This window comes from Streptomyces sp. NPDC028907, assembly GCF_055564995.1.
Genome location: NZ_JBVHVE010000001.1, coordinates 665,505 through 690,808 on the forward strand (window position 1 = coordinate 665,505; position 25,304 = coordinate 690,808).

Annotated in this window: 25 protein-coding genes and 1 pseudogene; 14 read left to right on the plus strand and 12 right to left on the minus strand. The window is 71.7% G+C overall.

Annotated features, from left to right (window positions below; translation table 11 throughout):
* Positions 1 to 147, plus strand: a pseudogene (locus ACZ4UU_RS02995) (MFS transporter); the annotation flags it as partial.
* Positions 148 to 212: 65 nt separating this feature from the next.
* Positions 213 to 359 carry a hypothetical protein gene (locus ACZ4UU_RS03000; RefSeq protein ID WP_468036142.1) on the plus strand — a complete coding sequence of 49 codons (147 nt, stop codon included), beginning with the start codon at positions 213 to 215 and terminating at the stop codon, positions 357 to 359.
* On the opposite strand, the gene ACZ4UU_RS03005 is transcribed toward ACZ4UU_RS03000, so the two are convergent.
* A complete protein-coding gene (locus ACZ4UU_RS03005) occupies positions 360 to 590 on the minus strand; it encodes a hypothetical protein (protein WP_468036143.1) in 231 nt (76 codons plus the stop codon).
* Positions 591 to 648: 58 nt separating this feature from the next.
* Between ACZ4UU_RS03005 and map the strand changes: the two genes are divergently transcribed.
* Positions 649 to 1,506, plus strand: coding sequence for a type I methionyl aminopeptidase (map, locus tag ACZ4UU_RS03010; protein WP_468036144.1), 858 nt, complete (start codon positions 649 to 651; stop codon positions 1,504 to 1,506).
* A gap of 143 nt (positions 1,507 to 1,649) precedes the next feature.
* Positions 1,650 to 2,297: a biliverdin-producing heme oxygenase gene (locus ACZ4UU_RS03015; RefSeq protein ID WP_468036406.1), complete on the plus strand. Its 648-nt coding sequence runs from the start codon at positions 1,650 to 1,652 to the stop codon at positions 2,295 to 2,297.
* 10 nt (positions 2,298 to 2,307) lie between these two features.
* On the opposite strand, the gene ACZ4UU_RS03020 is transcribed toward ACZ4UU_RS03015, so the two are convergent.
* The gene (locus ACZ4UU_RS03020) at positions 2,308 to 2,952 is read right to left on the minus strand and encodes a PhzF family phenazine biosynthesis protein (protein ID WP_468036145.1); all 645 of its coding nucleotides are present in this window, start codon (positions 2,950 to 2,952) and stop codon (positions 2,308 to 2,310) included.
* Positions 2,953 to 3,020: 68 nt separating this feature from the next.
* On the opposite strand from ACZ4UU_RS03020, the gene ACZ4UU_RS03025 reads away from it, so the two are divergent.
* The 6 genes from ACZ4UU_RS03025 to ACZ4UU_RS03050 all read left to right on the plus strand — a co-directional run bounded on the left by ACZ4UU_RS03025 (position 3,021) and on the right by ACZ4UU_RS03050 (position 9,693).
* On the plus strand, positions 3,021 to 4,106 hold the full coding sequence (locus ACZ4UU_RS03025) for a FecCD family ABC transporter permease (protein ID WP_468036146.1): 1,086 nt from the start codon (positions 3,021 to 3,023) through the stop codon (positions 4,104 to 4,106).
* A gap of 382 nt (positions 4,107 to 4,488) precedes the next feature.
* Entirely contained in the window at positions 4,489 to 5,307 is an 819-nt protein-coding gene (locus ACZ4UU_RS03030; RefSeq protein WP_468036147.1) for a heme ABC transporter ATP-binding protein, read from the plus strand.
* A gap of 129 nt (positions 5,308 to 5,436) precedes the next feature.
* Entirely contained in the window at positions 5,437 to 6,594 is a 1,158-nt protein-coding gene (efeO, locus tag ACZ4UU_RS03035; RefSeq protein WP_468036148.1) for an iron uptake system protein EfeO, read from the plus strand.
* An 11-nt stretch (positions 6,595 to 6,605) separates the two neighbouring features.
* A complete protein-coding gene (gene efeB / locus ACZ4UU_RS03040; RefSeq protein WP_468036149.1) occupies positions 6,606 to 7,862 on the plus strand; it encodes an iron uptake transporter deferrochelatase/peroxidase subunit in 1,257 nt (418 codons plus the stop codon).
* A 6-nt stretch (positions 7,863 to 7,868) separates the two neighbouring features.
* Positions 7,869 to 8,741: an iron uptake transporter permease EfeU gene (gene efeU, locus ACZ4UU_RS03045; RefSeq protein ID WP_468036150.1), complete on the plus strand. Its 873-nt coding sequence runs from the start codon at positions 7,869 to 7,871 to the stop codon at positions 8,739 to 8,741.
* A complete protein-coding gene (locus tag ACZ4UU_RS03050) occupies positions 8,701 to 9,693 on the plus strand; it encodes an SCO2278 family lipoprotein (RefSeq protein ID WP_468036151.1) in 993 nt (330 codons plus the stop codon). Before efeU ends, ACZ4UU_RS03050 begins: the two co-directional genes overlap by 41 nt.
* A 37-nt stretch (positions 9,694 to 9,730) precedes the next feature.
* Here the strand turns inward: ACZ4UU_RS03050 and ACZ4UU_RS03055 are convergent, their stop codons facing one another.
* Positions 9,731 to 10,462: a bifunctional DNA primase/polymerase gene (locus ACZ4UU_RS03055; protein ID WP_468036152.1), complete on the minus strand. Its 732-nt coding sequence runs from the start codon at positions 10,460 to 10,462 to the stop codon at positions 9,731 to 9,733.
* A 156-nt stretch (positions 10,463 to 10,618) separates the two neighbouring features.
* The gene (locus tag ACZ4UU_RS03060) at positions 10,619 to 11,257 is read right to left on the minus strand and encodes a TetR/AcrR family transcriptional regulator (RefSeq protein WP_468036153.1); all 639 of its coding nucleotides are present in this window, start codon (positions 11,255 to 11,257) and stop codon (positions 10,619 to 10,621) included.
* 109 nt (positions 11,258 to 11,366) lie between these two features.
* On the opposite strand from ACZ4UU_RS03060, the gene ACZ4UU_RS03065 reads away from it, so the two are divergent.
* Positions 11,367 to 11,579 carry a DUF6243 family protein gene (locus ACZ4UU_RS03065; protein ID WP_468036154.1) on the plus strand — a complete coding sequence of 71 codons (213 nt, stop codon included), beginning with the start codon at positions 11,367 to 11,369 and terminating at the stop codon, positions 11,577 to 11,579.
* A gap of 63 nt (positions 11,580 to 11,642) precedes the next feature.
* On the opposite strand, the gene ACZ4UU_RS03070 is transcribed toward ACZ4UU_RS03065, so the two are convergent.
* From ACZ4UU_RS03070 to ACZ4UU_RS03080, 3 genes are all read right to left on the minus strand, one after another.
* Positions 11,643 to 12,650, minus strand: a complete 1,008-nt coding sequence (locus tag ACZ4UU_RS03070) for a small ribosomal subunit Rsm22 family protein (protein ID WP_468036155.1) — start codon at positions 12,648 to 12,650, stop codon at positions 11,643 to 11,645.
* 522 nt (positions 12,651 to 13,172) lie between these two features.
* Complete coding sequence (locus ACZ4UU_RS03075) at positions 13,173 to 14,351, minus strand: serine hydrolase domain-containing protein (RefSeq protein ID WP_468036156.1); 1,179 nt, start codon at positions 14,349 to 14,351, stop codon at positions 13,173 to 13,175.
* On the minus strand, positions 14,303 to 15,601 hold the full coding sequence (locus ACZ4UU_RS03080) for a multidrug effflux MFS transporter (protein ID WP_468036157.1): 1,299 nt from the start codon (positions 15,599 to 15,601) through the stop codon (positions 14,303 to 14,305). Before ACZ4UU_RS03080 ends, ACZ4UU_RS03075 begins: the two co-directional genes overlap by 49 nt.
* 103 nt (positions 15,602 to 15,704) lie before the next feature.
* On the opposite strand from ACZ4UU_RS03080, the gene ACZ4UU_RS03085 reads away from it, so the two are divergent.
* Positions 15,705 to 16,736, plus strand: a complete 1,032-nt coding sequence (locus ACZ4UU_RS03085; protein WP_468036158.1) for a Gfo/Idh/MocA family protein — start codon at positions 15,705 to 15,707, stop codon at positions 16,734 to 16,736.
* On the opposite strand, the gene ACZ4UU_RS03090 is transcribed toward ACZ4UU_RS03085, so the two are convergent.
* Positions 16,723 to 18,366: an alkaline phosphatase D family protein gene (locus ACZ4UU_RS03090; RefSeq protein WP_468036159.1), complete on the minus strand. Its 1,644-nt coding sequence runs from the start codon at positions 18,364 to 18,366 to the stop codon at positions 16,723 to 16,725. The genes ACZ4UU_RS03085 and ACZ4UU_RS03090 overlap by 14 nt on opposite strands.
* Before the next feature lie 134 nt (positions 18,367 to 18,500).
* Between ACZ4UU_RS03090 and ACZ4UU_RS03095 the strand changes: the two genes are divergently transcribed.
* Positions 18,501 to 19,277, plus strand: a complete 777-nt coding sequence (locus ACZ4UU_RS03095; RefSeq protein ID WP_468036160.1) for an SDR family oxidoreductase — start codon at positions 18,501 to 18,503, stop codon at positions 19,275 to 19,277.
* A 247-nt stretch (positions 19,278 to 19,524) separates the two neighbouring features.
* On the opposite strand, the gene ACZ4UU_RS03100 is transcribed toward ACZ4UU_RS03095, so the two are convergent.
* The gene (locus ACZ4UU_RS03100; RefSeq protein WP_468036161.1) at positions 19,525 to 20,547 is read right to left on the minus strand and encodes an aldo/keto reductase; all 1,023 of its coding nucleotides are present in this window, start codon (positions 20,545 to 20,547) and stop codon (positions 19,525 to 19,527) included.
* Positions 20,548 to 20,615: 68 nt separating this feature from the next.
* Positions 20,616 to 20,942 carry a nuclear transport factor 2-like protein gene (locus ACZ4UU_RS03105; protein WP_468036162.1) on the minus strand — a complete coding sequence of 109 codons (327 nt, stop codon included), beginning with the start codon at positions 20,940 to 20,942 and terminating at the stop codon, positions 20,616 to 20,618.
* Between the two features lie 149 nt (positions 20,943 to 21,091).
* On the opposite strand from ACZ4UU_RS03105, the gene ACZ4UU_RS03110 reads away from it, so the two are divergent.
* Positions 21,092 to 21,658 (plus strand): DoxX family membrane protein, encoded by a 567-nt coding sequence (locus ACZ4UU_RS03110; RefSeq protein WP_468036163.1) that lies wholly within the window; start codon positions 21,092 to 21,094, stop codon positions 21,656 to 21,658.
* A 149-nt stretch (positions 21,659 to 21,807) separates the two neighbouring features.
* Here ACZ4UU_RS03110 and ACZ4UU_RS03115 read toward each other — a convergent pair whose 3' ends face one another.
* Positions 21,808 to 23,463: a hypothetical protein gene (locus tag ACZ4UU_RS03115; RefSeq protein ID WP_468036164.1), complete on the minus strand. Its 1,656-nt coding sequence runs from the start codon at positions 23,461 to 23,463 to the stop codon at positions 21,808 to 21,810.
* Positions 23,460 to 25,262, minus strand: a complete 1,803-nt coding sequence (locus ACZ4UU_RS03120) for a flavin-containing monooxygenase (RefSeq protein ID WP_468036165.1) — start codon at positions 25,260 to 25,262, stop codon at positions 23,460 to 23,462. Before ACZ4UU_RS03120 ends, ACZ4UU_RS03115 begins: the two co-directional genes overlap by 4 nt.
* Positions 25,263 to 25,304: the final 42 nt, after the last annotated feature.

The following is a 25,304-nucleotide window of genomic DNA, read 5'->3' on the forward strand; positions in this document are numbered from 1 at the left end:
GCGGTGGGGCTGCTGGCGCTGTGTCTGCCGAAGCTCATGACGTACGACGCACGGACGAACGAGCACGCGGTACGGCTGCGGGAGCAGCGGGCAGCGGCAGCTGCGGCAGCGACAACGGCACCGGCAGCGGCACCGACCGAGGGCTGATCAGGCGTCGTCCGCCGGACCTGGCGGAGCGTGCGGACGTCGTCTGGACGGGCGGTGTGCTGTGCGTGGGCGCGGTGGGGCTGCTGGCGCTGTGTCTGCCGAAGCTCATGACGTACGACGCACGGACGAACGAGCACGCGGTACGGCTGCGGGAGCAGCGGGCAGCTGCGGCAGCGACAACGGCACCGGCAGCGGCACCGACCGAGGGCTGATCAGGCGTCGTCCGACGGGCCGGTCGGGGCGTCGTGCCAGCGGGGGTCGTTCTCCCACTCCAGGTTGCGCTCCCGCGCCAGGTCCATCGCCTGCTGGGCCTCCTGCCGGGTGGCGTACGGCCCGAAGCGGTCCTTGGCGGGGCACTCCGGCCCCTCCTCGACCTTCTTGTGGACGAGGCAGTAATACCACTCGCCCGGCTTGCCGACCGTGCGCTTCTTGAACAAGGCCATGTCCGGCTCCTCTCGCCACCGACATGTTCCCCCATGCCCGCTGGTTAGACTCGCTGGCATGTCTGGCCAGTCACTGCTCGCCCCAGGGGAGCTGTCCCCCACCCGTTCCGTGCCCGGAAACATCCGCCGCCCCGAGTACGTCGGCAAGCCCGCGCCGACGCCGTACAAGGGTCCGGAGGTGCAGACCGCCGAGACCGTCGAGGCGATGCGCGTCGCCGGCCGTATCGCCGCGCGGGCGATGGCCGAGGCGGCGAAGCTGATCGCGCCCGGTGTCACGACGGACGAGCTGGACAAGGTGGCGCACGAGTACATGTGCGACCACGGCGCCTACCCGTCCACGCTCGGCTACCGCGGCTTCCCGAAGTCCCTGTGCACCAGCGTCAACGAGGTCATCTGCCACGGCATCCCGGACTCCACGGTTCTGCGCGACGGCGACATCGTCAACCTCGACGTGACGGCGTACATCGGCGGGGTGCACGGCGACAACAACGCCACGTACCTGGTCGGTGACGTGGACGAGGAGAGCCGTCTGCTGGTCGAGCGGACCCGGGAGTCCCTGAACCGCGCGATCAAGGCGGTCAAGCCGGGCCGCCAGATCAACATCATCGGCCGGGTCATCGAGTCGTACGCCAAGCGCTTCGGGTACGGGGTGGTGCGGGACTTCACCGGGCACGGGATCAACTCGTCGTTCCACTCCGGCCTGATCATCCCGCACTACGACAGCCCGCACGCGACGACGGTGATCCAGCCCGGGATGACCTTCACGATCGAGCCGATGCTGACGCTGGGGACGTACGAGTACGACATGTGGGACGACGGCTGGACGGTCGTCACCAAGGACCGCAAGCGCACCGCGCAGTTCGAGCACACGCTGGTGGTGACGGAGACGGGAGCGGAGATCCTCACCCTCCCCTGACTCGGCCGGCCCGCCGACCGACCGCCGACCGACCGCCGAGAACCCGCCCCCTGCGGAGGGCGGGTTTTCTTTGTACGCTTTTACCGACACGGCGTCGGCAAACCTATTGACTTAGGTAAGCCTAACCTCAGAAAATGGGTGCCATGGACTCCTTCGCGACAGTCATCCGCACCGCGTCCCACGAGCAGCACATGGAGGCGGAGACCTCGACGTTCATGAGCGACCTGCTCGGCGGCCGGCTGGGCGTGGACGCGTACGCGCGGTACACCGAGCAGCTGTGGTTCGTGTACGAGGCACTGGAGGCCGGCGCCGGGCGACTGGCCTCGGACCCGGTGGCCGGCCCCTTCATCCGGCCCGAACTGCTCCGGCTGGCGTCCCTGGAGCGGGACCTGGCGCATCTGCGGGGTCCGCGGTGGCGGACGGGACTGTCGGCGCTGCCCGCCACGGTGGCCTACGCGGACCGGGTGCGGGAGTGCGCCGAGGACTGGCCGGCCGGGTACATCGCGCACCACTACACCCGCTACCTCGGCGACCTCTCCGGCGGCCAGATCATCCGGGACAAGGCCGAGAAGACCTGGGGCTTCGCGCGCAAGGGCGACGGAGTCCGCTTCTACGTCTTCGAGGAGATCCCCAACCCGGCCGCGTTCAAGCGGGGTTACCGCGAGCTGCTGGACGGGGTCCGTGCGGACGACCTGGAGAAGCAGCGGATCGTGGCGGAGTGCAAGAAGGCTTTCGCCCTCAACACCGCGGTGTTCCGGGCGCTGGGCGAGGAGTTCCCGCTGTCCGCGTGACCGGCGGCGGTCAGCGTTCCAGGAACACCCGGCCGCCGACCTCCACCCAGCCTCCCGGATGCGGTGCGGTGAGGATCTGGGACCCCGCGCCCTGCGTGATGTTCAGGGCGCGGCCCAGCTGGTCGGTGAGGAGCAGCGCAGCCGCTCCCGTGGCCTCGTCCTCCTCGATGCCGTCGCCCCGCCCGGGGAAGCCCCGGGCACGCACCCGTCCGGCCGCCTCGTCCTCCCACGCCCACGCGTATATCCACTCCCCAGGCGGCGGTACGGCCAGATCGTCCACCTCGGCGGCCGTCGCGTACCGGCGGAGCGTCCTCGGCGGCGCCCACTCCGCCCGCGCCTCGATCCAGCAGAACTCCCCGTCCTGCCGCGCGCCCACCACACCGGCCGGGGTGACCAGTTCGGGCACGTCGAGCAGCCAGGCCGTCCCGACGCACGGGTGCCCGGCGAAGGGCAGGCGCAGGGTCGGTGTGTAGATGTCGACGACTCCGCGCTCGGGGTCGTCGACGAACACGGTCTCGCTGAACCCGAGTTTCGCGGCGAACGCCTGCCGGTCGCTCCGCTCGGGGATCACGGAGCCCTCGCGGACCACACCGAGTTCGTTGCCGTAGCCGCCGGTCGGTCCGCAGAAGACACGGAGGACGTCGTAGTCAGTCACGGGGGCATTGAAGCACCCCTGAGGAAAGTGAAGTGGCGGAGGATGCGGGACGAGAAGGGGAACGCGGCATGACCGTACTGGAGAAGGCCGCGCCCGAGGCCGTGGTCGGCGTGCCGCCCCGCAGACGGCACACCGTCGCCTGGCTGCTGACCGTCGGTATGGGCGTCGCCCTGCTCGTCCTCGTGCCGGTCGCCGCGGGCATCGGTGCCTATCCGGTGCCGGTCGGGGACGTCCTCGCCTCCGCGCAGCACAAAGTCGGGCTCGGGGGCGGGGAGTTGGACCGGGTCGCCGAGTCGGTGCTGTGGAACGTGCGGTTCCCGAGAATCGTGCTCGCGCTGCTCATCGGGGCGTCGCTGGGGTGCGCGGGGGCGTTGATGCAGGGCGTGTTCGGCAACCCGCTCGCCGAGCCCAGCACCATCGGTGTCTCGCTGGGCGCGGCGGTGGGGGCCGTGGCCTCCATCTCGCTCGGGCTGACCTTCCTCGGCAACTGGACCCTGCCCGCGATGGCCTTCGTCGCCGGGCTCGGCACCGTGCTGCTGGTGTACGCGATGTCCCGTTCGGGCGGCCGTACGGAGGTCGTGACACTGATCCTCATGGGCATCGCGGTCAACGCCTTCGCCGGGGCGCTGATCGGTCTGTTCATCTTCCTCGCGGACACCGCCGCGGTGAACCAGATCACCTTCTGGCAGCTCGGCTCCCTCGCGCAGTCCACCTGGCCCAAGGTGACGGCCGTCCTGCCGTGCGCGGTCGTGGGGCTGGTGGTGGCACCGCTGTACGCGCGCCGCCTGGACCTGCTCGCCCTCGGCGACCGGCCCGCGCGACATCTGGGGGTGGACGTGGAGCGGATGCGGGTCGCGTTGATCCTGGTGGTCGCCCTGCTCACGGCGGCCGCGGTGAGTGTGTCCGGGGTGATCGGCTTCATCGGGCTCGTCGTGCCGCATCTGCTGCGGATGGCGGCTGGGCCGGGGCATCGGTTTCTCATTCCGGGCAGTGCGCTGGGTGGGGCGGTGGTGTTGCTCTCGGCGGATCTCGCCGCGCGGACTCTGGCGGCGCCCGCGGAGTTGCCGTTGGGGGTGCTTACGGCTCTGCTGGGCAGCCCCTTCTTCTTCTGGCTGCTGCGTCGGACTCGGCGGCGGCAAGGGGGGTGGGGCTGAGGGTGGATGCCGGGTGCGGTGGGTTGTGTGCCGGGTGCGGGTGGGTGGGGGCTGGTCGCGCAGTTCCCCGCGCCCCTTGGGGACGTGGGCGGGCCCGGCGACGGCAACGACCGCCTGCCGCAGACCCCGCGCCACAGGGCCCTCACCCCCGGGCCTCCGCGGGACGGCGACCAGCCCAGGCGACTGCATCGACCGTCCACTGCACGCCCGCGCCACAACCCCCGTCGCCGCGCGTCCCTGAGGGGCGTCCGCCAACCCGGCCAAGAGCCCGCCGCGCTCTCCGGTCCGCCGCCACCCCTTCTCCGCCGCAACGGCGCTCAACCCCCACAACCTTGTCGGCGGTGCCGAATCGTCCGTGACCAACCCTCCAAGGAGCCCGCGCATGAGACTGCTCCGTTCGCGCCCCACGCCCCCCGCACCCGCTGAAGCCGGCGATGTCCTCGCCGGCGCCGAGTCGCTTCATGTCCGGCTCGGGGGGCGTGAAGTGTTGCGAGGGGTCTCCGTCGACGTTCGGGCCGGGGAGGTGTTGGCGCTCGTCGGGCCCAACGGGGCCGGGAAGTCGACCCTGTTGGGGGCGCTGGCCGCCGATCTTCCGGCCGCTGAGGGCGTCGTACGGATTCACGGGCGTCCGGCGACCGAGTGGACGGCGCCCGAACTCGCCCTGCGTCGGGCGGTGCTGCCACAGTCGACGGCGCTCTCCTTCCCCTTCACGGTGGAGGAGGTCGTACGGATGGGCCGCGCCCCGCACGCCGCCTCGCCCGCCGAGGACGACCTGGCCGTCGCCGAGGCGATGGCCGCCACGGAGGTGACCGACTTCGCCGTACGGCCGTTCTCCGCGCTCAGTGGTGGTGAACGAGCCAGGGTCGCGCTCGCTCGGGTGCTCGCTCAGCGCGCGCCGTTGTTGCTGCTCGACGAGCCCACGGCCGCGCTCGACCTGAAGCACCAGGAGCTGGTGCTTCGGGTGTGCCGGGAGCGGGCGCGGGCCGGGGACGCGGTGGTGGTCGTACTGCATGATCTGGGGCTTGCGGCGGCGTACGCGCACCGGGTCGCGATTCTGCGCGCCGGACGGATCGCGGCGGACGGGCCGCCGGCCGAGGTGTTCTCCGAGCGGTTGCTGTCGGAGGTCTACGACCAGCCCGTCGACGTGCATTCGCATCCCCGGACGGGAGCCCTCCTGGTGACCCCGCGGCGCAACCTTTGACTTTACTTTGACTTCTCCATGGGGGCGTTTTTGGCCACTTAGGCGATCCTTATTTGCGTTAGGTGAGCCTCACCTTGCTGCCATGTGAGGCCCGTCACGCACACTTTCCGGCCATCTCCTGGAGCCTTCATGCGACCCGCCAGACTCTCCGCCGTCGCCGTCGCCGCCACCGTGGCGGCTCTGACCTCCGTCACGGGGTGCACCGAGAAGGGCAGTTCGGCGGGGGGCGACCGGGTCGTCAACGTGACCTCGACGGACGACAAGTGCGAGGTGTCGAGGAAGGAGTTCCCGGCCGGCCACGTCGAACTCGCCATCGAGAACAAGGGGTCCAAGGTCACCGAGGTCTACATCCTCTTCCCGGACGACCGCATCGTCACCGAGCGGGAGAACATAGGCCCCGGCACCAAGCAGACCGTCACCGCCGAGGTGAAGGCGGGCGACTACACGATCGCCTGCAAGCCCGGCATGAAGGGCGACGGCATCCGGCAGACCGTCAAGGCAACCGGCGAGGGCGCGGCCGCCAAGCGCGACCCGCGGCTGGACAAGGCCGTGGCCGCCTACCGCGCGTACACGCAGGCGCAGGCCGACGAGACGCTGCCGAAGGCGGAGGCGTTCGCCAAGGCCGTCAAGGACGGTGACATCGAGGCCGCGAAGAAGGCCTACGCCCCCTCCCGTATCGGCTGGGAGCGCACCGAGCCGGTCGCCGAGTCCTTCGGCGACATCGACCCGAAGGTCGACGTCCGCGAGGACGGCCTGGAGGCCGGCCAGGACCCGGCCACCGACTGGACCGGCTGGCACCGGCTGGAGAAGGCGCTCTGGCAGGACAAGAAGATCGGCGACCGGGAGAAGCAGCTCGCCGACCAGCTCATCACCGACCTGAAGGACTGGCAGAAGCGGGTCGGCAAGGCCGAGATCACCCCGACCTCCATGGCCAACGGCGCCAAGGAGCTCCTCGACGAGGTCGCCACCGGCAAGGTCACCGGCGAGGAGGAGCGCTACTCGCACACCGACCTGGTCGACTTCAAGGCCAACGTCGAGGGCGCCGAGAAGGCCTACGAGCTGCTGAAGCCGGTCGCGAAGGAGAACGACCCGGCGCTGGTCACCGAGCTCGACAAGCAGTTCGGCGCGCTGAACACGCTGCTCGACAAGTACCGGGCGGACAAGGCGTCGTACGACTTCACCTCGTACGACAAGGTCGGCGACGCCGACCGCAAGGAGCTGTCGGACGGCGTGAACGCCCTCGCGGAGCCCTTGTCCAAGCTCGCCGCCGCCGTCGTCGTGAAGTAGGGGGCACCCCGATGACAGAGACCTCGCAGTCCCCGTCCCGGCGGGCGCTGATCGGCTGGGGCGGTGCCGGGCTCGCGCTCGGTGCCGCCGCGGCCGGCGGCGCGGTGGCGATGGCCCGCGCGGGCGACGACGTGGACCCGGCGGGCGCCGACACGGGCGCCGCGATCGGCTTCCACGGCGCCCGGCAGGCCGGCATCGCCACCCCCGTGCAGGACCGGCTGCACTTCGCCGCGTTCGACGTGAAGACCGACGACCGCGCCGAGTTCGTGCGGATGCTGAAGGACTGGACGGCGGCCGCGCGCCGGATGACCGCCGGGCAGGCGGTCGGCGAGGGCGCGTACGGCGGTCTGGCCGAGGCGCCGCCGGACGACACCGGCGAGGCGCTGGGGCTGATGCCGTCGCGGCTGACGCTGACGATCGGCTTCGGGCCGTCGCTCTTCGAGAAGTACGGCGAGGCGTTCGGCATCGCGGACGCCCGCCCCGAGGCCCTCGAAGAGCTGCCGAAGTTCGCCGGCGACAACCTCGACAGGAACCGCAGCGGCGGCGACCTGTGCGTCCAGGCCTGCGCGGACGACCCGCAGGTCGCCGTGCACGCCATCCGCAACCTGGCCCGCATCGGCATGGGCAAGGTCGTCATCCGCTGGTCCCAGCTCGGCTTCGGGAAGACCTCCTCGACGACCCCCGAGGCGCAGACCCCGCGCAACCTCATGGGGTTCAAGGACGGCACCCGCAACATCGCGGGGACGGAGACGGACCGGCTGGAGAAGTTCGTGTGGGTGGGTGAGGAGGACGGCCCGGAGTGGATGGCCGGCGGTTCCTACCTCGTCGCCCGGCGTATCCGGATGCACATCGAGACCTGGGACCGCACCTCGTTGCAGGAGCAGGAGGACATCTTCGGCCGGGACAAGGGCGAGGGCGCTCCGGTCGGCAAGGCCAAGGAGCGTGACGAGCCGTTCCTGAAGGCGATGCTGCCCGACGCGCACGTTAGGCTCGCCCACCCCGCCTCCAACGACGGGGCGACGATCCTGCGCCGCGGCTACTCCTTCACCGACGGCACCGACGGCCTCGGTCGCCTGGACGCGGGCCTGTTCTTCCTCGCCTACCAGCGCGACCCGCGCACCGGGTTCATCCGCATCCAGCGCAACCTGGCCACTGACGCGCTCAACGAGTACATCCAGCACGTGGGTTCGGCGCTCTTCGCGGTCCCGCCCGGCGTCCGTGACAAGGACGACTGGTGGGGCCGGACGCTGTTCTCCAAGGAGGCGTGAGGACCCGTGTTCTCCAACTACCTGATCGGCCTGCGCGAGGGCCTGGAAGCCTCGCTCGTCGTCTGCATCCTCATCGCCTACCTGGTCAAGACGGACCGCCGGGACGCGCTGCGACCCATCTGGATCGGCATCGGCGTCGCGGTCGCCCTGGCGCTCGGCTTCGGCTGCGCGCTCGAATTCGGCTCGCAGGAGCTGACGTTCGAGGCGCAGGAGGCGCTCGGCGGCTCCCTGTCGCTGCTCGCGGTCGGCCTGGTGACATGGATGGTGTTCTGGATGCGGCGCACCGCCCGGCATCTGAAGGCCGAGCTGCACGGCAAGCTGGACGCGGCCCTGCGGATGGGCACGGGCGCGCTGGTCGCCACCGCCTTCCTCGCCGTGGGCCGGGAGGGCCTGGAGACGGCCCTGTTCGTGTGGGCGTCGGTGCGCGCGGCCGGCGACGGCACGCCGCGCCCGCTGGTCGGCGTCGCCCTCGGCATCGCCACGGCGATCGTCCTGGGCTGGCTCTTCTACCGCGGCGCCCTGCGCATCAACCTCGCCAGGTTCTTCACCTGGACCGGCGGCATGCTGGTCGTCGTGGCGGCGGGCGTCCTCGCGTACGGCTTCCACGACCTCCAGGAGGCGCGCTGGCTGCCGGGCCTGAGCGACAAGGCCTTCGACATCAGTGACACCGTCGATCCGTCGAGTTGGTACGGCACTGTGCTGAAGGGCGTCTTCAACTTCCAGCCCGACCCGACCGTCCTCCAGGTCACGGTGTGGCTGCTGTACCTGGTCCCGACGCTCGCGCTGTTCCTCGCCCCGGTAGGGTTCGCCTCCGGGAAGGGGAAGGTGAAGGAACCTGATGAGCAGGGATCGCGGCCCTCGAAAGCTCCGCAGGCTTGACCGGAGCGCACTGATAGCGGCATCGCTGACCGCTTTGTCGTTGACGGCAAGCGGATGCGTGGTGGTCCACGGGGAGAAGGAAGTACTCCCGTCGGCCACCAAGGCGGAGGCCGCCAAGGCCCTCCAGCAGTTCACCACCGCGTACAACGAGGCCGACAAGGCCTATGACAGTTCGCTGGACGCCGACCATGTCAGCGGCGCCCTCGGTGACATCGACGAGGCGCGGCTGAAGGCGGGCAAGGCGATCAGCCCCGACGGCAACCCGGCGCACACCCCGCTGGAGCTGTCGGACACCAAGTTCACGATCCCGAAGAAGGCGGGCTGGCCGCGCTGGTTCGTGGCCGACGCCGCCGCCAACAAGGGCGCCACCGCCCGCTGGGTCTTCGTGTTCAGCCGCAACAGCCTGGCCGAGCCGTGGGAGGCGTCGTATCTGACGCTGATGGCTCCCGACGACGTACCGCAGTTCAAGACGGACAAGGACGGCTGGGCCGAGGCCGTCCCCGCGAACTCGACCGGACTGGCCGTGGCTCCGGAGGACTTGAGCAAGGACTACGCCGCCTATCTCAAGGAAGGCGGGAACACCTTCGCGGACGGCCGCCACACCAGCGCATGGCGTGCCCAGCGGGCCAAGGAGGCCGAACGGCCGGGCCTGGTCCGGCAGTACATCGACGAGCCGCTGACCGGCGGTGACTACGCGCCGCTGGCGCTGCGCACGAAGGACGGCGGGGCGCTGGTGTTCTTCACCACCCGCCACTACGAGAAGGAGACGGCCCACTCCGGTGCCGCCGTCCCCACCCCGGACAAGGCCGTGCTGGCGCTGACGACCGGTGAGATCAAGCAGTCGCTGACGGTGGAGATCGTCTCCAACGGGGCGGCGCTGGACCCGAAGGGCTCCGGGAAGGTGCAGATCATCGGCCGGACCCAGGGCATGACGTCGGCGAAGGGCGAGTAGTCACCGCTCGTAGGGTGACTCGCCGTTCACCGGGGGCTCAGTGACGCAGGGGCCAGGCCGCGGAGACGTGGTCAGGCCCCTCGCCGACATAGCGGGCGCAGGCGTCGGTGAGGGTTTCGAGGAGGCTGAGCGGGTCGGGCAGCGGGTGTTCGAGGCCGCGTACCCAATGCACGGTCTGGCCCTCGCCGGGCAGCTGCGCGGGCGGTACGAGGACGTAGGACCCGCGGCAGTGCCAGCGCAGACCCGGGTGCTCGTCCATGGTCTCGGGGTGGCAGTCCAGCTCGCAGGGCCACCACTCGTCCTCCTCCTCGGGGGTGCCGCGGGTGAGGGTGAAGAACAGCAGGCGGCCGTCGTCGCTCTCGGCGACCGGGCCGACCTCGATGCCCGCGCCGAGCAGCCGCTCCAGCGCCTCGCGACCGGCCTCGACCGGGACGTCCAGGACGTCGTGGACCATGCCGGTGGCGGTGATGAAGTTGGCCTGCGGCTGGTGGCGGGCCCAGCGCTCGATCTGGGCGCGGTCGGTGGTGGACTGCGTCTGCCAGGCGAAGGACACCGGGTGCCGGGCCGGGGTGGGACAACCGACGCGGTCACAGGAACACCGGTAGCCGGCCGGGTGCGCGGCGGGCGCGAGGGGCAGTCCCACCGCCGCGGCGGCGAGCAGCAGGTCCTCCCGGCCACCGTCGCCGGTGGCGTCCTTGGGGCGGCGTCCGCGCAACCACTGGGAGAGTTTGCCCTGCAGGCCGGTCCGGCCGCCCAACTCCGCGCTCATCTATCCCCTCGCCTCGCTGTCGTGCGGAACAGCATGCCCTATGGTCCCACCATCGTGCCCTTCGGGGGGCCTTAGCGGACAACCGGGCCAGGTGGGGCGAGGTGTACACAGCACCTGGATCAGCGGTAATGGGATCCTTTGGCGGGATTTACGCCGTTACCGCGCGTGCGGGGCGATGCCGTACAGGGCGTAGTCGACGAGGGTGTCGGTGTACTCGTACGTGATCGGGCCCGTGTACTGCAGCCAGCGCTGGGCGAGGGGCGAGACCCAGAGTTCGAGGGCGATGCGCGGGTCGACCTCCTGGCGGACCTGGCCGGCCTCCTGGGCTGCGCGCACCCGGTCGACGTACAGCAGGAGCGAGGGTTCGAGCAGCTTGGTCATGCAGACCCGGCCGAGTTCCTCGTTGACCACGCCCTCGGCGGCCAGGGCGCGGGCCGGGACCTCGAAGCGGGGGTCTTTGAGCTGGTCGACGGTGAGGCGCAGGACGGCCTTGAGGTCGGCGGCGAGGTCGCCGGTGTCCGGGATGGCGAACTCGTACTCCGGACCGGCCTCCCGGGACGCCTGCTCACTGAGGTCGAGGAAGGCCTCCAGCAGGACGTCCGCCTTCGACGACCACCAGCGGTAGATCGTCTGCTTGCCGACGCCGGCGCGGGCGGCGATGCCCTCGATCGTGGTCCTGGGGTAGCCGACCTCCCCGACGAGGGCGAGGGCGGCGTCATAGATGGCCCGACGGGACTTCTCGCTCCGGCGGGTGGAGTTGGGTGCGGGCTGCTGGGCGGACTTCTGAGCTGCCATGGCTCGAATTTATCAGGTTGACAAGACGGAGCGTCTCGCCGGATCCTGACAAGCGGACACATCGAGACGATACGTCTCGTTTATTCGAAGAGGCTGAAAGGAGCCCCCCATGGCCCGAAGCGGAAACATGCTCGGAGTCGGCGGCACCCGCCGGAACCTCGGCCGCAAGGCGCTGCGCGGCGGCGGTCGCGACGGCCGGATCGGCGGCGGCGTCGACCCCCAGGCCCAGAAGAAGGAACTGCTGCGCAAGCTTCAGGAAAGGCGAGAGACAGAGCGGCAAGGAGAAGATCAGGGGGAGGGCACGGTCGACGGTTCCTCATGACCGGGCCGGCACCTCCGCGGCTCGCGCGGGATCCTCGCCCGCCGCCCGGAGGCTGTACTGAACCTAGAGCTCCGGCTCCCCGTCCTCGGCCGGGGGCCAGGCGTCGCCCCAGTCCGTGTCGCGGGCCGCCCGGTACAGGGCGCCATGCCGTTTGGTGACCGTGGTGCGCCGCAGGGCGGGTTCGGTCTCGCACAGGTCGAGGAGGACCTGGCCCTTGCGGATCTGGGGTTTGCGGACTACGCGGGCGGGCGCCGGGGTGACCGGGAGGCGGGTGGCGGCGACGTAGCTGAACTTCTCGTCCTCGTACGGGAGCGAGCCGCCCTTGATCTGACGGTGCAGCGAGGAACGGCTGACCCGGGCCGCGAAGTGGCACCAGTCCGTGCCGGGGACGATGGGGCAGGAGGCGCTGTGCGGGCAGGGGGCGGCGATGTGGAAGCCGGCGGCGACGAGGCGGTCGCGGGCCTCGATGACGCGGGCGTAGCCGTCGGGGGTGCCGGGTTCGACGATGACGACGGCCTGGGCGGCGGAGGCGACGGTGTCGAGGAGGGCGGTGCGGTCGGCCTCGGTGAGTTCGTTGAGGACGTAGGAGACCGTGATGAGGTCGGTGGGGTCCAGGGCGAGGGACGGGCCGATACGGGTTCGCTGCCAGCGGGCCTCCCTCAGCGCCGGGTTCGCGGCGGCGATCTCCCTGCCGGTCGCGAGGGCGGGCTCGGCCCAGTCCAGCACGGTGACGCCGCGCTCGCCGGGCCAGGTCGCGCTGACCGCCCAGGTCGCGGCGCCGGTCCCACCGCCGACGTCGACATGACTGCCGGGCACCCACTCGGGCACGGCTTCGGCGAACGCCTCCAACGCCGCGTGCACCGCCTCGAAGGTGGCGGGCATGCGGTACGCGGCGTATGCGGCCACGTCGGCCCGGTCGCGGAGGATCGGGGCGTCGGTGGGGGTCGCCCCGCGGTAGCTGGCGATCAGCCGGTCGACGGCCTGCGCGGCCTGGCGGTGCGGGAGGCCGTCCAGGAGGGTGGCGAGGGCGCTGCGCAGGGTTTCGGCGGCCGGGGGTGCGGGGGCGTTCACCCGGCGATTCTACGAGCCCCGCCCGGCGGGGGCGGGCGCCGACTTCCCTCGCCCCCGCCGCCCCTACCCGTCCCGTCCCTGGGGGCTCCGCCCCCAGCCCCCCGCATCGGCCCTTCGGGCCTCGTCCTCAAACGCCGGACGGGCTGAAAGATCCAGCCCTTCCGCTGTAGCCCCCTCCGGGTGGGTGGGGGCTCGGGACGGTGATGGCCTCATCCCCGAACGACAGGCTGAAAACCCAGCCCTCCCGCCATCGCCCCCTCCGGGTCGGTGGGGGCTCGGGACAGTGATCGCCTCGTCCTCGGACGCCGGACAGGCTGAAGTACTCAGCCCCTCCGGCGTTTGAGGAGCGGGGTCTGGGGCGGAGCCCCAGAAGGGGCGCGGGGCTGTGTCGATTTGCGGCTCCGCCGTGTGGGCGCGACCAGCCCCCACCGGCCCGCACCCGAAAGGCGACCGGGGTCGAAGGGGCGGAGCCCCTGGGGACGGGACGGGTAGGGGCGGCGGGGGCGCGGAACACCCGGTTCACTACAGGGCCCGGACCGCCCGTGCCACCCGCGTGCCCGCCGCCGCCCGCGGCCCGCTGTCCGGCGGTGTCCGGCGGCGCGGATGCACCGTGTTGGCCAGCAGGACCAGGAACGTGTCCGTCGCCGGGTCCAGTACCAGGGAGGTCCCCGTGAATCCCGTATGGCCCGCGGCTCCGCGTCCCGCCAGCTCCCCCATGAACCACGGCTGGTCGACGGCGAACCCCAGCCCGGGCGGGGTCAGCAGCAGTTCCACGAAGTCGGGACCCAGGATGCGGGCGGGGCCGTAGGAGCCGCCGGAGAGCAGTGCCCGGCAGAGGACGGCGAGGTCGCGGCCGGTGGAGAAGAGGCCGGCGTGGCCGGCGACACCGCCCAGCGCCCAGGCGTTCTCGTCGTGGACGACGCCCCGCAGCATGCCCCGGTCCGCCTTGGCCCAGGGTCGTCGCTGGTCCTCGGTCGCCGCGGCCTCGGGGCAGGGGCCGAAGCGGGTCGCGGTCATGCCGAGCGGGCGGGTGATGCCGTCGTGGACGAGGACGTCGAGGGTGCGGCTCGTGAGGCGTTCCAGGACGTGCTGGAGCAGCAGGAGGTTGAGGTCGGAGTAGCAGTAGGTGCCGGGCACGCCGACGGGTGCCTCCGCCCGCAGCATCTCCAGCCGCTCGGCGTCGTCGGCGCAGTCGTACAGCGGGAGTTCGGGGCGCAGTCCCGAGGTGTGGGTGAGCAGTTGGCGCACCGTGACGTCGTGCCGGGCGGCCGCGCGGAAGTCCGGCAGATAGGCCCCGACCCGTGCGTCGATGCCGAGAGTGCCGCGTTCGATCTGCTGCACGGCGGCGACCGCGGTGCAGAGCTTGGTGAGGGAGGCCAGGTCGAAGGGGGTGTCCGTGGTCATCGGGACGCGTGCCCGGGGCGGCAGTTCCACCCCGGCGTCCCTCTCCTCGTCGTAGGAGGCGTACCGCACGGCCCAGCCCGCCGCCTCCTCGACGGCGACGTACGGGCCCCGCCCGACGACCAGCACGGTCCCGGCTGCCCAGGGGCGCGGGCCGATGGTGAGGTCGTGGACCTCCTGCACGAGGTGACGGATCTCCTCGGGGTCGAGTCCGGCCCTTTCCGGCGTGTCCCGGCGCAGTCTCGGCGCGCTCAGTTCTCTGCTCCCTCGGCATCCGTACGTCTGTTCCAGGGACGGCACATTCCCATGAAGCAGGCCAGCGCCACCAGTGCTGCGGCCAGTTGGACGACGGCCATCGGGACGGCGGTGTCCTCGCCGGCGATGCCCACGAGGGGCGAGGCGACGGCGCCGATGAGGAAGGAGGACGTGCCGAGGAGCGCGGAGGCGGACCCGGCGGCGTGCTTGGTGCGCAGCAGGGCGAGGGCCTGGGTGTTGGGGAGGGTGACGCCCATCGCGGACATCAGGACGAAGAGGGCGGCGGCCACCGGGACCAGTCCGACCTCGCCGAACACGTCCAGGGACATCAGCAGCAGCGCGGTCGCGGCCAGGATGACGACCGTCAGGCCCACGCCCAGCACCCGGTCCAGACTGACCCGCCCCACCAGCACCTTGCCGTTGATCTGGCCGACGACCACGAGGCCGACCGAGTTGAGCCCGAACAGCAGGCTGAAGGTCTGCGGCGAGGCGCCGTAGATCTCCTGGATCACGAACGGGGACGCCGCTATGTACGCGAAGAGGGCGGCGAAGGCGAACCCGCCCGCCAGGGTGTAGCCGGTGAAGGCGCGGTCGGCGAGCAGTCCGCGCATGGCGCGCAGCGCCTCCCCGACCCCGCCGCCGTGCCGGTCCTCCGGCGCCAGGGTCTCGGGAAGCTTCCGCCAGACGAGGGTGGCGAGGAGCCCGCCGACCACCGTGAGCACGACGAACACGCCCCGCCAGTCCGTCACCCGCAGGACCTGTCCGCCGATGAGCGGCGCCACGATCGGGGCGACCCCGGAGATCAGCATGAGGGTGGAGAAGAAGCGGGCCATGGCGACGCCGTCGTAGAGGTCGCGTACGACCGCCCGCGCGATGACGATCGCCGCCGCACCCGCGAGGCCCTGCGCCAGCCGGAAGGCGACCAGGAGCTCGACGGTGGGCGCGAGGGCGCAGAGCGCGGTGGCGACGACGTAGACGGCCAGGCCCGCCAGCAGCGGGCGCCGGCGGCCCCAGCGGTCGCTCATCGGGCCGACCACCAGCTGTCCGAGCGCCATGCCGGCCAGGCAGGCGGTGAGGGTGAGCTGGACGGTAGCGGCGGGGGCGTGCAGGGAGCGGGTGACCTCCGGCAGGGCGGGGAGGTACATGTCCATCGCCAGCGGGGGTGTGGCGGTCAGCCCGCCGAGGATGAGGGTGACGAGGAGGCCGGTGCGGCGCAGGGCACGGGTGGATGGTTGTCTCGCCGTCGGTGCCGCCGTCTGCGGCACGTCCTGTATCGGCCCACCACGCTCGCCCATGCGCCCCTCCCCCTTCGACTGATCCGCCCTCTATGCTCTCAGCTCGTACAGAGTGCCGAGGGTCACATGAGCGAGGGGCGGGGCCGCAGTGGCGGAACGAAGCGTGCGGTGGGGAGTTCTGGCGACCGGAGGGATCGCGGCCGCGTTCACCGCGGACCTCGTCGATCTGCCGGACGCCGAGGTGGTGGCGGTGGCCTCGCGGTCCCAGGCGTCGGCTGACGCCTTCGCCGAGCGGTTCGGGATTCCCCGGGCGTACGGGGACTGGCGGTCGCTGGCCGAGGACGGCGACATCGATGTCGTGTACGTCGCCACCCCGCACGCGGCACACCGCGCCGCCGCCGGGATGTGCCTGGAGGCCGGGCGGAACGTGCTGTGCGAGAAGGCGTTCACACTGAACGCGCGGGAGGCCGCGGAACTGGTCGCCCTGGCGCGGGCGCGCGGCAGCTTCCTGATGGAAGCCATGTGGATGTACTGCAACCCCCTGGTCCGGCGCCTCAGGGCGCTGGTGGACGACGGCGCGATCGGCGAGGTCCGCCACGTCCAGGCCGACTTCGGGCTGGCCGGCCCCTTCCCGCCCGCGCATCGACTGCGCGACCCGGCGCAGGGCGGCGGCGCGCTGCTGGACCTCGGCGTGTACCCGGTCTCCTTCGCCCAGCTGCTGCTCGGCGAGCCGTCGGACGTGACGGCGCGCGCGATGCTGTCGCCCGAGGGCGTCGACCTGCAGACGGGCGCCCTGCTCTCCTGGGACAGCGGGGCGCTGGCCTCGCTGCACTGCTCCATCGTGGGCGGTACGGCGACCTCCGCTTCGGTGACCGGCTCGGGCGGCCGTATCGACGTGCCGAACGGCTTCTTCTTCCCGGACCGTTTCGTGCTGCACCGCGACGGCCGTGACCCCGAGGAGTTCACGGCCGACCCGGCGGACGGGCCCCGCAACAGCCTGCGGCACGAGGCCGCCGAGGTGATGCGGGCGCTGCGGGCCGGCGAGACGGAGTCGCCGCTGGTTCCGCTGGAGGGCACGCTCGCCGTGATGCGGACGCTCGACGCGATCCGGGACCGGGTCGGCGTCCGCTACCCCGGCGAGGCCCCCGAGGAGGATCAGGGCGAGGACCTCGCGCCCGCGCTCACGCCGGCGTGAGCCCCGGCTCCCCCACTTCCGTGACGAAGGACGCGGACGTCGTGACCGGCGCCCCGGGCGTGGTCACGTACGGCACCGTCTTGAAGTCGGTCCGCGCCAGCTGCTGCCCGAGCGCGACGGTCACATAGCCACGCCGGCCGTTGTAGAACCGCATGTGCGGGTTGGCCCGCATGTAAGTGTCCCAATTGGCGGGCTTGTCGGTGCCGTCCCGGCCGCTGGCGATCGACGTGGCCACGATCTCCGTGCCGAGCGTGGCGGAGTCGGGGTCGTCGAAGTCGTCCTTGATGTCGAAGCCGTAGCCGACGTGGACGTCACCCGTGAGGACCATCAGGTTCTCGATCCCGGCGGCCTGCGCCCCGTCCAGCACCCGGCGCCGGGAGGCGCGGTAGCCGTCCCAGGCGTCCATGGAGACCCGGGACGGCGTGGTCAGGTCGAACTTGCGCTGGGAGAAGGTGACCTGCTGCGGTACGACGTTCCACAGCGCCGCCGAGTCGCGCCAGCCGTCGAGCAGCCACCGCTCCTGGGTCGCGCCGGTCATCGTGCGGGCCGGGTCGTCGACGTCCGGGCCGGGAATCTGGGAGCCGTCGCCGTACGCCTGGTTGGTGCGGTACTGCCGGGTGTCCAGCACGTCGAACTGGGCGAGCCGGCCCCAGGTCAGACGGCGGTAGAGCTGCATGTCGGGACCGACGGGACGCTGCGGGCGGCGCAGCGGCTGGTTCTCCCAGTAGGCCCGGTAGGCGGAGGCCCGGCGCAGCAGGAACTCCTCCGGCGGGACGCTGTTCTCCGGGGTGTCCTCGGCGTAGTTGTTCTCCGTCTCGTGGTCGTCCCAGGTGACGACGAAGGGGTGCGCGGCGTGCGCGGCCCTCAGGTCGGGGTCGGACTTGAAGAGGGCGTAGCGCAGCCGGTAGTCCTCCAGGGTCACCGTCTCCCGGTTGTAAAGGGCGGGCAGCGTGCGGTCGGTGTAGTTGCGGTAGCCGCCGACGGAGTTGACCGCGTACTCGTACAGGTAGTCGCCGAGGTGGAAGACGACGTCCACGTCGTCCTGCGCGAGATGGCGGTACGCCGTGTAGTAGCCGTCGGCGTACGCCTGGCAGGAGACGGCCGCGAGGGTCAGTGAGCTCGCCGCGCCGGTCGGCGAGGGCGCCGTGCGGGTGCGGCCCGTCTCGCTGATCCAGCTGCCCGCGCGGAAGCGGTAGTGGTAGACGCGGTCCGCGTCGAGCGCGCCGACCTCGACATGGACCGTGTGGTGGAACTCCGGGTACGCGATGGCGGCGCCGCGTCTGGCGATTTTGGTGAACTTCTCGTCGTGGGCCAACTCCCAGTGCACGGTGATCCGTTGGGCGGGCAGGCCGCCGTCGGGCTGGTAGGGGGCGGGTGCGAGCCGGGTCCACAGCAGGACCGAGTCGGGCAGCGGGTCGCCGGAGGCGACGCCGAGGGTGAAGGGGTCGTCGGTGATCCGGCGGGCGTCGAGCTGGGCGGCATCGGCCGCGCCGGCCGTCGGCAGGTTCACGGCGAAGGCGAGCGCGGCGGCCGCGCCGGTGACGGTCAGGAAGCGGCGGCGGCCGATATGGCGGGCGGCCGCACGCAGTTCGGGTGCGTGCTGGGGCTGGGGGTGTGCTGCGAGTGTCATCCGGTCCTCCCCTGACTGATGGATGCACGAGGCATTGGAGTGGCCGGGGACGACACTCGCTTGGCGCGTACACAACACCCGGATGGCGGATGGATGAGTTCCGAATGGCGGACCGTCGCGTACCCTGCGGCCCCATGAACGACAGGGAAACGGAGACGGGGACGGGCGCGAGGATCGCCGTGGTGACCGGCGCGGGTTCCGGCATCGGTCGCGCGGTCGCGGCGGAGCTGCTGCGCGCGGGCTGGTCGGTGGCGCTGGCCGGGCGGCGCGTCGAGACGCTGGAGGAGACGGCGGCACTGGTGCCGGACGGGGCCGCGCTCGCCGTACGGACGGACGTCTCACGGCAGGAGGACGTGGCCGCGCTGTTCGCCGCGACGGTGGAGCGCTTCGGGCGGGTGGACCTGCTGTTCAACAACGCGGGGACGTTCGGTCCCGGCGGGGTGCCGGTGGAGGAGCTGTCCTATGACGCCTGGCGGCACGTGGTGGACACCAACCTCAACGGGGCGTTCCTGTGCGCGCAGGCGGCGTACCGGCAGATGAAGGAGCAGGACCCGCAGGGTGGACGGATCATCAACAACGGGTCCATTTCCGCACACACTCCCCGGCCGCTCTCCGTCGCCTACACGGCGACCAAGCACGCCCTGACGGGCCTGACCAAGTCCCTGTCCCTGGACGGCCGCCCGTACGGCATCGCCGTCGGCCAGATCGACATCGGCAACGCGGCGACCGACATGACCGCCCGGATGCGGACGGGCGCCCTCCAGGCGGACGGTTCGGTGGTGCCCGAGCCGGTGATGGACGTGGCCGACGTGGCACGGACCGTGCGGCACATGGCGGAGCTGCCGCTGGAGGCGAACGTGCAGTTCGCGACGGTGCTGGCGACGGCGATGCCGTACGTGGGACGCGGCTGAGCCGCTGCGGTCTCCACAACTTGCACAAGCGGAATTAGAAATTCCGCTGCGTCAGGGCCGGTAGGCGACTTATGCTCAACTTCACCTACACCAGAGCTTCACATTTGGAGTAGGGACTTCGGTACCAAACCGAGGGGGGACGGCAGTCGTTCCATGACACCGGGTGGGGGTGGACCTCGCGTGGGACCGCGAGGTACGCACCGGTGCGTGGAACGGCTGCCGTATGCGTACGCGCCTTCGGCGGCGCTCAGCGACCAAGGATCCGGTCGACCTCCGCCACCTGCTCGGCCGTCAGCGGCCCCTTCGCCAACGCGCCGGCGTTCTGCTCGGCCTGGGCGACGGAACGGAACCCCGGGATCGGCACCGTGCGCGGGCTGCGGGCCCACAGCCAGGCCAGGGCGCCCTGGCCGAGGGTACGGCCGCCGCTGGTGAGCACGTCCTTCAGTGCGTCGACGCGGGCCAGCCAGTCCGGGTCGGCGCCGGATCCGTCCGCGAAGCCCTTCAGCCACTGCGGCGGCCGGCTGCGGATGTCCCCGGCCTCCAGGGCCTGCCCGGGCCTGCGCTTGCCGGTCAGCAGACCCATCGCCAGCGGACTGCGGTTGATGCTGGCCAGCTCCAGCTCCTCGCACAGCGCGAACATCTCCGGCGCGTCCTGGAGCACGTTCGCCATGTGCTGCACGGCCGCGCAGTGCTCCCCGCGCGCGAACACGGCGGCGCGGGCCGGATCGTCGGTGCTCCACGCGTAGGCGCGGATCAGCCCCTCCCGCACGAACTCCTCGCACACGTCACGCAGCTCGGCGGCACGCTCCGGGTCGGCGTCGGAGAGGTGCAGCTGGTAGAGGTCGACGTAGTCGGTGTCCAGGCGCTGCAACGAGGCGGTCAGCGCACGGCGGGCGTACGCCACGCTGTCGTCGGCGCCGGTGAGGGTGCGGGTCTCCTCGTCGAAGACGTTGCCCCACTTGGTGGCGACGACGACCTCGGCGCGGCGCTTGCCGAGGGCACGGCCCAGGACTCGCTCGCTGTGGCCGGCTCCGTAGGTGTCGGCGGTGTCGAAGAAGGTGACGCCCAGGTCGAGGGCGCGCCGGACGGCCCGTACGGACTCCTCGTCGTCGACCTTGCCCCAGCCGAGCGGCTGCCCGTCGGCGGACCGCCACTCACCGCCGATGGCCCAGCATCCGAAACCGAGGGCGCTGACCTCTATGCCCGTACGCCCCAAAGTCCTCTTGGTCTCCGTGGCTTCCGGGGTCTGCGTGATCTGCGTGATCTCCATGCGGGAGACATTAGGAGTTGGAGTGCACACAAGGGCAAGCGCTTGCGGGGCCTTCCACGGGCGATCGGTCAGGCCTGGCCCGTCTCGAAGCGGGAGATCCTGCCGTCGCCCTCGACCTCGAAGTGCCAGCGGGTGCGCATCTCGCCCCAGGTGTCGTTGCGGTAGTGGGTGAGGAGGTCGCGGCCCTGGTTGGACTCGTTGTCCACTTCCATGTGGCCGTTGGAGGAGAAGATCTCCCGCTCGATCCACTCGGCGAGGTCGCGGTCCGTGCCGTCGTCCGCCATGGTCGCGCCGGGCGCGAGGATGCTCAGGAAGCCCTCGCGGTCATGGGCGTTGACGGCGGTGACGAAGGCGCGGACTGCGGGGTCGCTGAGTTTGGACGTCTGAATCGTCATACGGGTCAGCCTCACACCGCCTCCGCCGGCCCGCCACCCGAACGGCGGCGAGAGCGGGCCGGGTGGGTGTCAGCGGTGCGACGGTGGATACACGGCAGGTCGTCCTGCCCGTGTCGTCTCTGCCCGTGCTGTCTGTTCCGGGAGTCACCGTGAGTGCTTACGACCGACGTGATCTGGGCCTGCTGCTGCTCCGGGTGGGGGCCGGCGGGGTGCTGGCCGCGCACGGCGCGCAGAAGCTGTTCGGCTGGTTCGGCGGGCACGGTATCGAGGGGACCGGCCAGTTCATGGAGTCGGTCGGCTACAAGCCGGGCAAGGCGAGCGCGACGGCGGCGGGCCTCGCCGAGGCCGGGGGCGGCACGCTGCTGGCGCTGGGTCTGGCGACACCGGCCGCGGGTGCGGCGGCGGCCGGCGGCATGGCGGGCGCGGCCACCGTGCACGCCACGAACGGCTTCTTCAACCAGGAGGGCGGCTACGAGTACGCCGCCACCCTCGCCCTCGCCGCGACCGGCCTCGCCATCGCCGGCCCCGGCCGCCTCTCCCTCGACCACGCCCTCGGCCATGTCTTCGACCGGGGCTGGATGGTGCCGACGGCACTCGGGGCGACGGCGGCGGTGACGGCGCTGGTGGTGGGGGCGCGGAACAGGCGGTTGGACAGGGCGGAGAAGGAGGAGCAGGCGGGCCTGTTCGACGAACAGGAGGCGTTGTTCGGGGAGTAGGCGGCGGTGCGGCCCACCTGAGCGGCCTGAGCGAACCGGGGAACGGTCCAGCAACCCCCGAGGGGCGCGGGGCTGTGACATATGCGGCTCCGCCGCGTGGGCCCGACCAGCCACGCCGAGCCCGCAGTCGCCCCCACCCACAGCGGCACTCACGGTCCCGGCGTCAACCGCAACACCGTCCCGTCCCCGTTTCCCGACAACAGCAGCGCCCCGTCCGACGCCACCGCCAACCCCGCGAACCGACGCGCCATGCCCGGCATCCCGTTGGCGAACAGGGCGGGCTCAGCACGCGGTACGACCCCCGGCGGTGCCCCGACCGGCAGGTCCTCCGCGTCGGTACGACTCTCCCCCGCCGCTCCCTCGATGAGGGACACCGCCCGCAGCCTGCGCGCCCCCGTCTCCACGACGAACAGCTCGTCGCCGCGGACCGCCACCCCCTGAGGCGCCTCCAGCCCGTCCGCCACGACCGTCGGCGGCCCCTCCGCCTCGATCCGCAGCACCGCGCCGAGCCCCTCGTCGCTGACGTAGCAGCGCCCCTCGGCGTCGAAGGCCACGTCCACAGGCTGCTCCAGCCCGTCGGCGAGCACGGTGAGGGCGTCCATCGCGTCGATGGCCACGACCCGCCCGGCGTCCGACTCGGCGACCACGAGCGAGCCGTCCGGGGCGACCGTGATGCCGAGCGGCCGCCGCAGCCCGCCGGCCCGCTCCCGTACGGCCCCGCTGCCGGGGTCGTACGTCTGGATCTGCCCGAACTGCGAAGTGAGGTGAAGGAGTTCGCCGTCGGCCGCGATGCCGTGCGCGAAGTGCAGCAGGCAGTGGGTGGTGACGCCGGTCGGCGACGGCCCGGCCACCCGGTAGTGGTCGGCGGCGTACACCGTGCCGCCGAGGTCGATCGTCACGCCGTACGGTCCGTCGAGTCCGCGCGGCACGATCTCGCGGATGCGCCCGTCGGGGTGCATCTCGGTGACGCCGCCGCTGGCGTAGCTGGAGACGAACATGCGGTTCTCGGCGTCGAAGGCCGCGTTGTCCAGCCCGACCACGCCGCTGGTGACCAGGGTCCGCGAACCGCTGCCGTGCAGGTCGAGCCGGGTGACGATGCCCTCGGGGCCCCGGGACAGCACATGCAGCACCCCGCCCTGGTCGAACCGGACGGCGACCGGCTGATGCACGTCGTCGGCGACGACCTCGGGCGCGCCCCCGTCCGGAGGGATCCGCCAGACCTGCCCGGTGAGCAGGGGGTTCGGCCCGCTCATCATGTGCGGGTAGTAGAGGTGCCCGTCCGGGCCGACCTGCATGGCGTTGCCAAGGGCGAGCCCGTTGGTGAGGACCACCGGCTCGCGGCCGCCGTGGGGGAAGAGCTCCATCAGCCGACCGTCCGGCTTCATCTCGTTCACGAACAGCCGGTCGCCGAGGCAGGTGATGCCGTTGGGGTTGGCCACGTCCCCTGAGACGAGCGTGTACTCACCGTCCGGGCCGCGCCGCCACACCCGCCCCGGCACCAGGTCGGCGATGTACATCGAGCCGTCCGCCCCGAAGGCGAGGTCGTCCGGTGACTGCACAGGACTGTCCATCGGTACGACCACCTCGACGTCCCCCGTGGCCGGGTCGACGGCGCTGATCTGCCCGGCGAGGAACTGGGCGACGTACAGCCGCCCGTCGGGCCCGAAGGCGACGCCGTTGGAACCCCACAGCCGGTTGGGCGGGTTGAGCCGCTCGACCGCCCACCGGGCACTGGCGGCGCCGTCGCGCCCGCCCGCCGCACCGTACCTGCTCGGCTCACCGCTCCACTCGCGGGCGCGGCTCATGCCTCGCCCTCCACCAGCACCTCGCGCATGCCGCCCTCCGACCGCCAGCGCCGCAGCAGCTCGTGGAAGGCGACGGGCCCGTCCCCGTACGACTCGCTGCGCTCTCGCGGCCGGCCCTCGTTGTTGTAGTACCCGGGCGTGCACTCGGCCTGGAACTCGTACACGTCGGCGGCCTTCTGACGGATCGTCGCCACCCAGGCGTCCTGCGCCTCACCGGTCGGCTCGACGTACCGGGCCTGCCGCTCGCGGGCCTCCGCGACGACCTCGGCGACATGTGTGGCCTGTTCGTCGAGGATGTGGACGAAATTGACGGAGGCGGCGTTCTGCATGGAGCCGAGCAGGAAAAGGTTGGGGAAGCCGCGGGTGGTGAACCCGTGGAGCGTCTTCAGCCCCTCGGTCATCCAGGTCTCCAGCAGCCCCGCTCCACCCCGCCCGTACACCGGAAGTCTGCCGGACAGCACACCCGAGCGGCCGACGTCGAAGCCGGTGGCGAAGACGATGCAGTCGACCTCGTACTCCTCGCCTCCCACCACGACGGCGTTCTCGGTGATCCGCTCGACGCCGTGGGTGTCGGCGGTGTCGACGAGGGTGACGTTGGGCCGGTTGAAGGTCTGGAGGTAGTGGTCGCTGAAGGTGGGCCGCTTGCACATGTAGCGGTACCAGGGCTTGAGCGCTTCGGCCGTCGCCGGGTCCTCGACGATGCCCTCCACCCGGGCGCGCAGCTCGTTCATCTTCTGGAAGTCGGCGATCTCGTAGGCGAGTTCGCGCTCCTCGGCCGGGACGTCCGCGTAGGCGTTCGTCGGGATGAGCTTCTCCTGGAGCCGCGCGCTGGACGTCCAGGCGTCGTTGACCAGGTCCTCGTCCTGCCGGACGCCGGTGACGACCTTGAGGAAGTTCTCCATGCGCAGCCGCTGCCACCCGGGCTTGAGCGATTTCGCCCACTCCGGATCGGTGCGCCGGTTGCCGCGTACGTCGACGGAGGACGGGGTCCGCTGGAAGACGTACACCTGCGCCGCGTCGGCCCCGAGGTGCGGCACGACCTGGATGGCGGTGGCACCGGTGCCGATGACGGCGACGCGCTTGTCGGCGAGCCCGGTCAGACCGCCGCTCGCGTCGCCGCCGGTGTAGTCGTAGTCCCAGCGGCTCGTGTGGAAGGTGTGCCCGCGGAAGGTCTCGATGCCGGGGATGCCGGGCAGCTTGGCCTCGCTGAGGGTGCCGCTGGAGACGACGACGTAGCGCGCCCGCATCTCGTCGCCGCGATCGGTGCGTACGCTCCACTGCGACTCGTGCTCGTGCCAGCGCAGTTCGGTGACCTGGGTCTGGAAGCAGGCCTGGTCGTAGAGGCCGAAGTGCCGGGCGACGGCCCGCGCGTGCTCGCGGATCTCCTCGCCCGGGGAGTACTTCCACTTCGGCACGTAGCCGAGCTCTTCGAGCAGCGGCAGATAGATGTACGACTCGATGTCGCAGTGGATGCCCGGGTAGCGGTTCCAGTACCAGGTGCCGCCGAAGTCCGCGCCCTTCTCGATGACCCGGATCTCCTCGACCCCGGCCTGCCGCAGCCGCGCCCCCGCGAGCAGCCCGCCGAACCCGCCGCCGACGACCACCGCCTCGACCCGGTCCCGGAGAGGTTCGCGGGTGAACTCCGGGTCGGCGTGGGGGTCCTGGTCGTACGCCCCGAACTCACCGACGGGCTGCTGGTACTGCGCGGATCCGTCGGGTCGGATGCGCCGCTCGCGCTCGGCGCGGTACCTGGCGCGCAGGGCTTCGATGTCGAAGTCCAGGTGCTGGGGCTCGGGCATGGGTGCTCTCCTGGTCGTGGGGCCGGCCACGGGAGGGCCGGG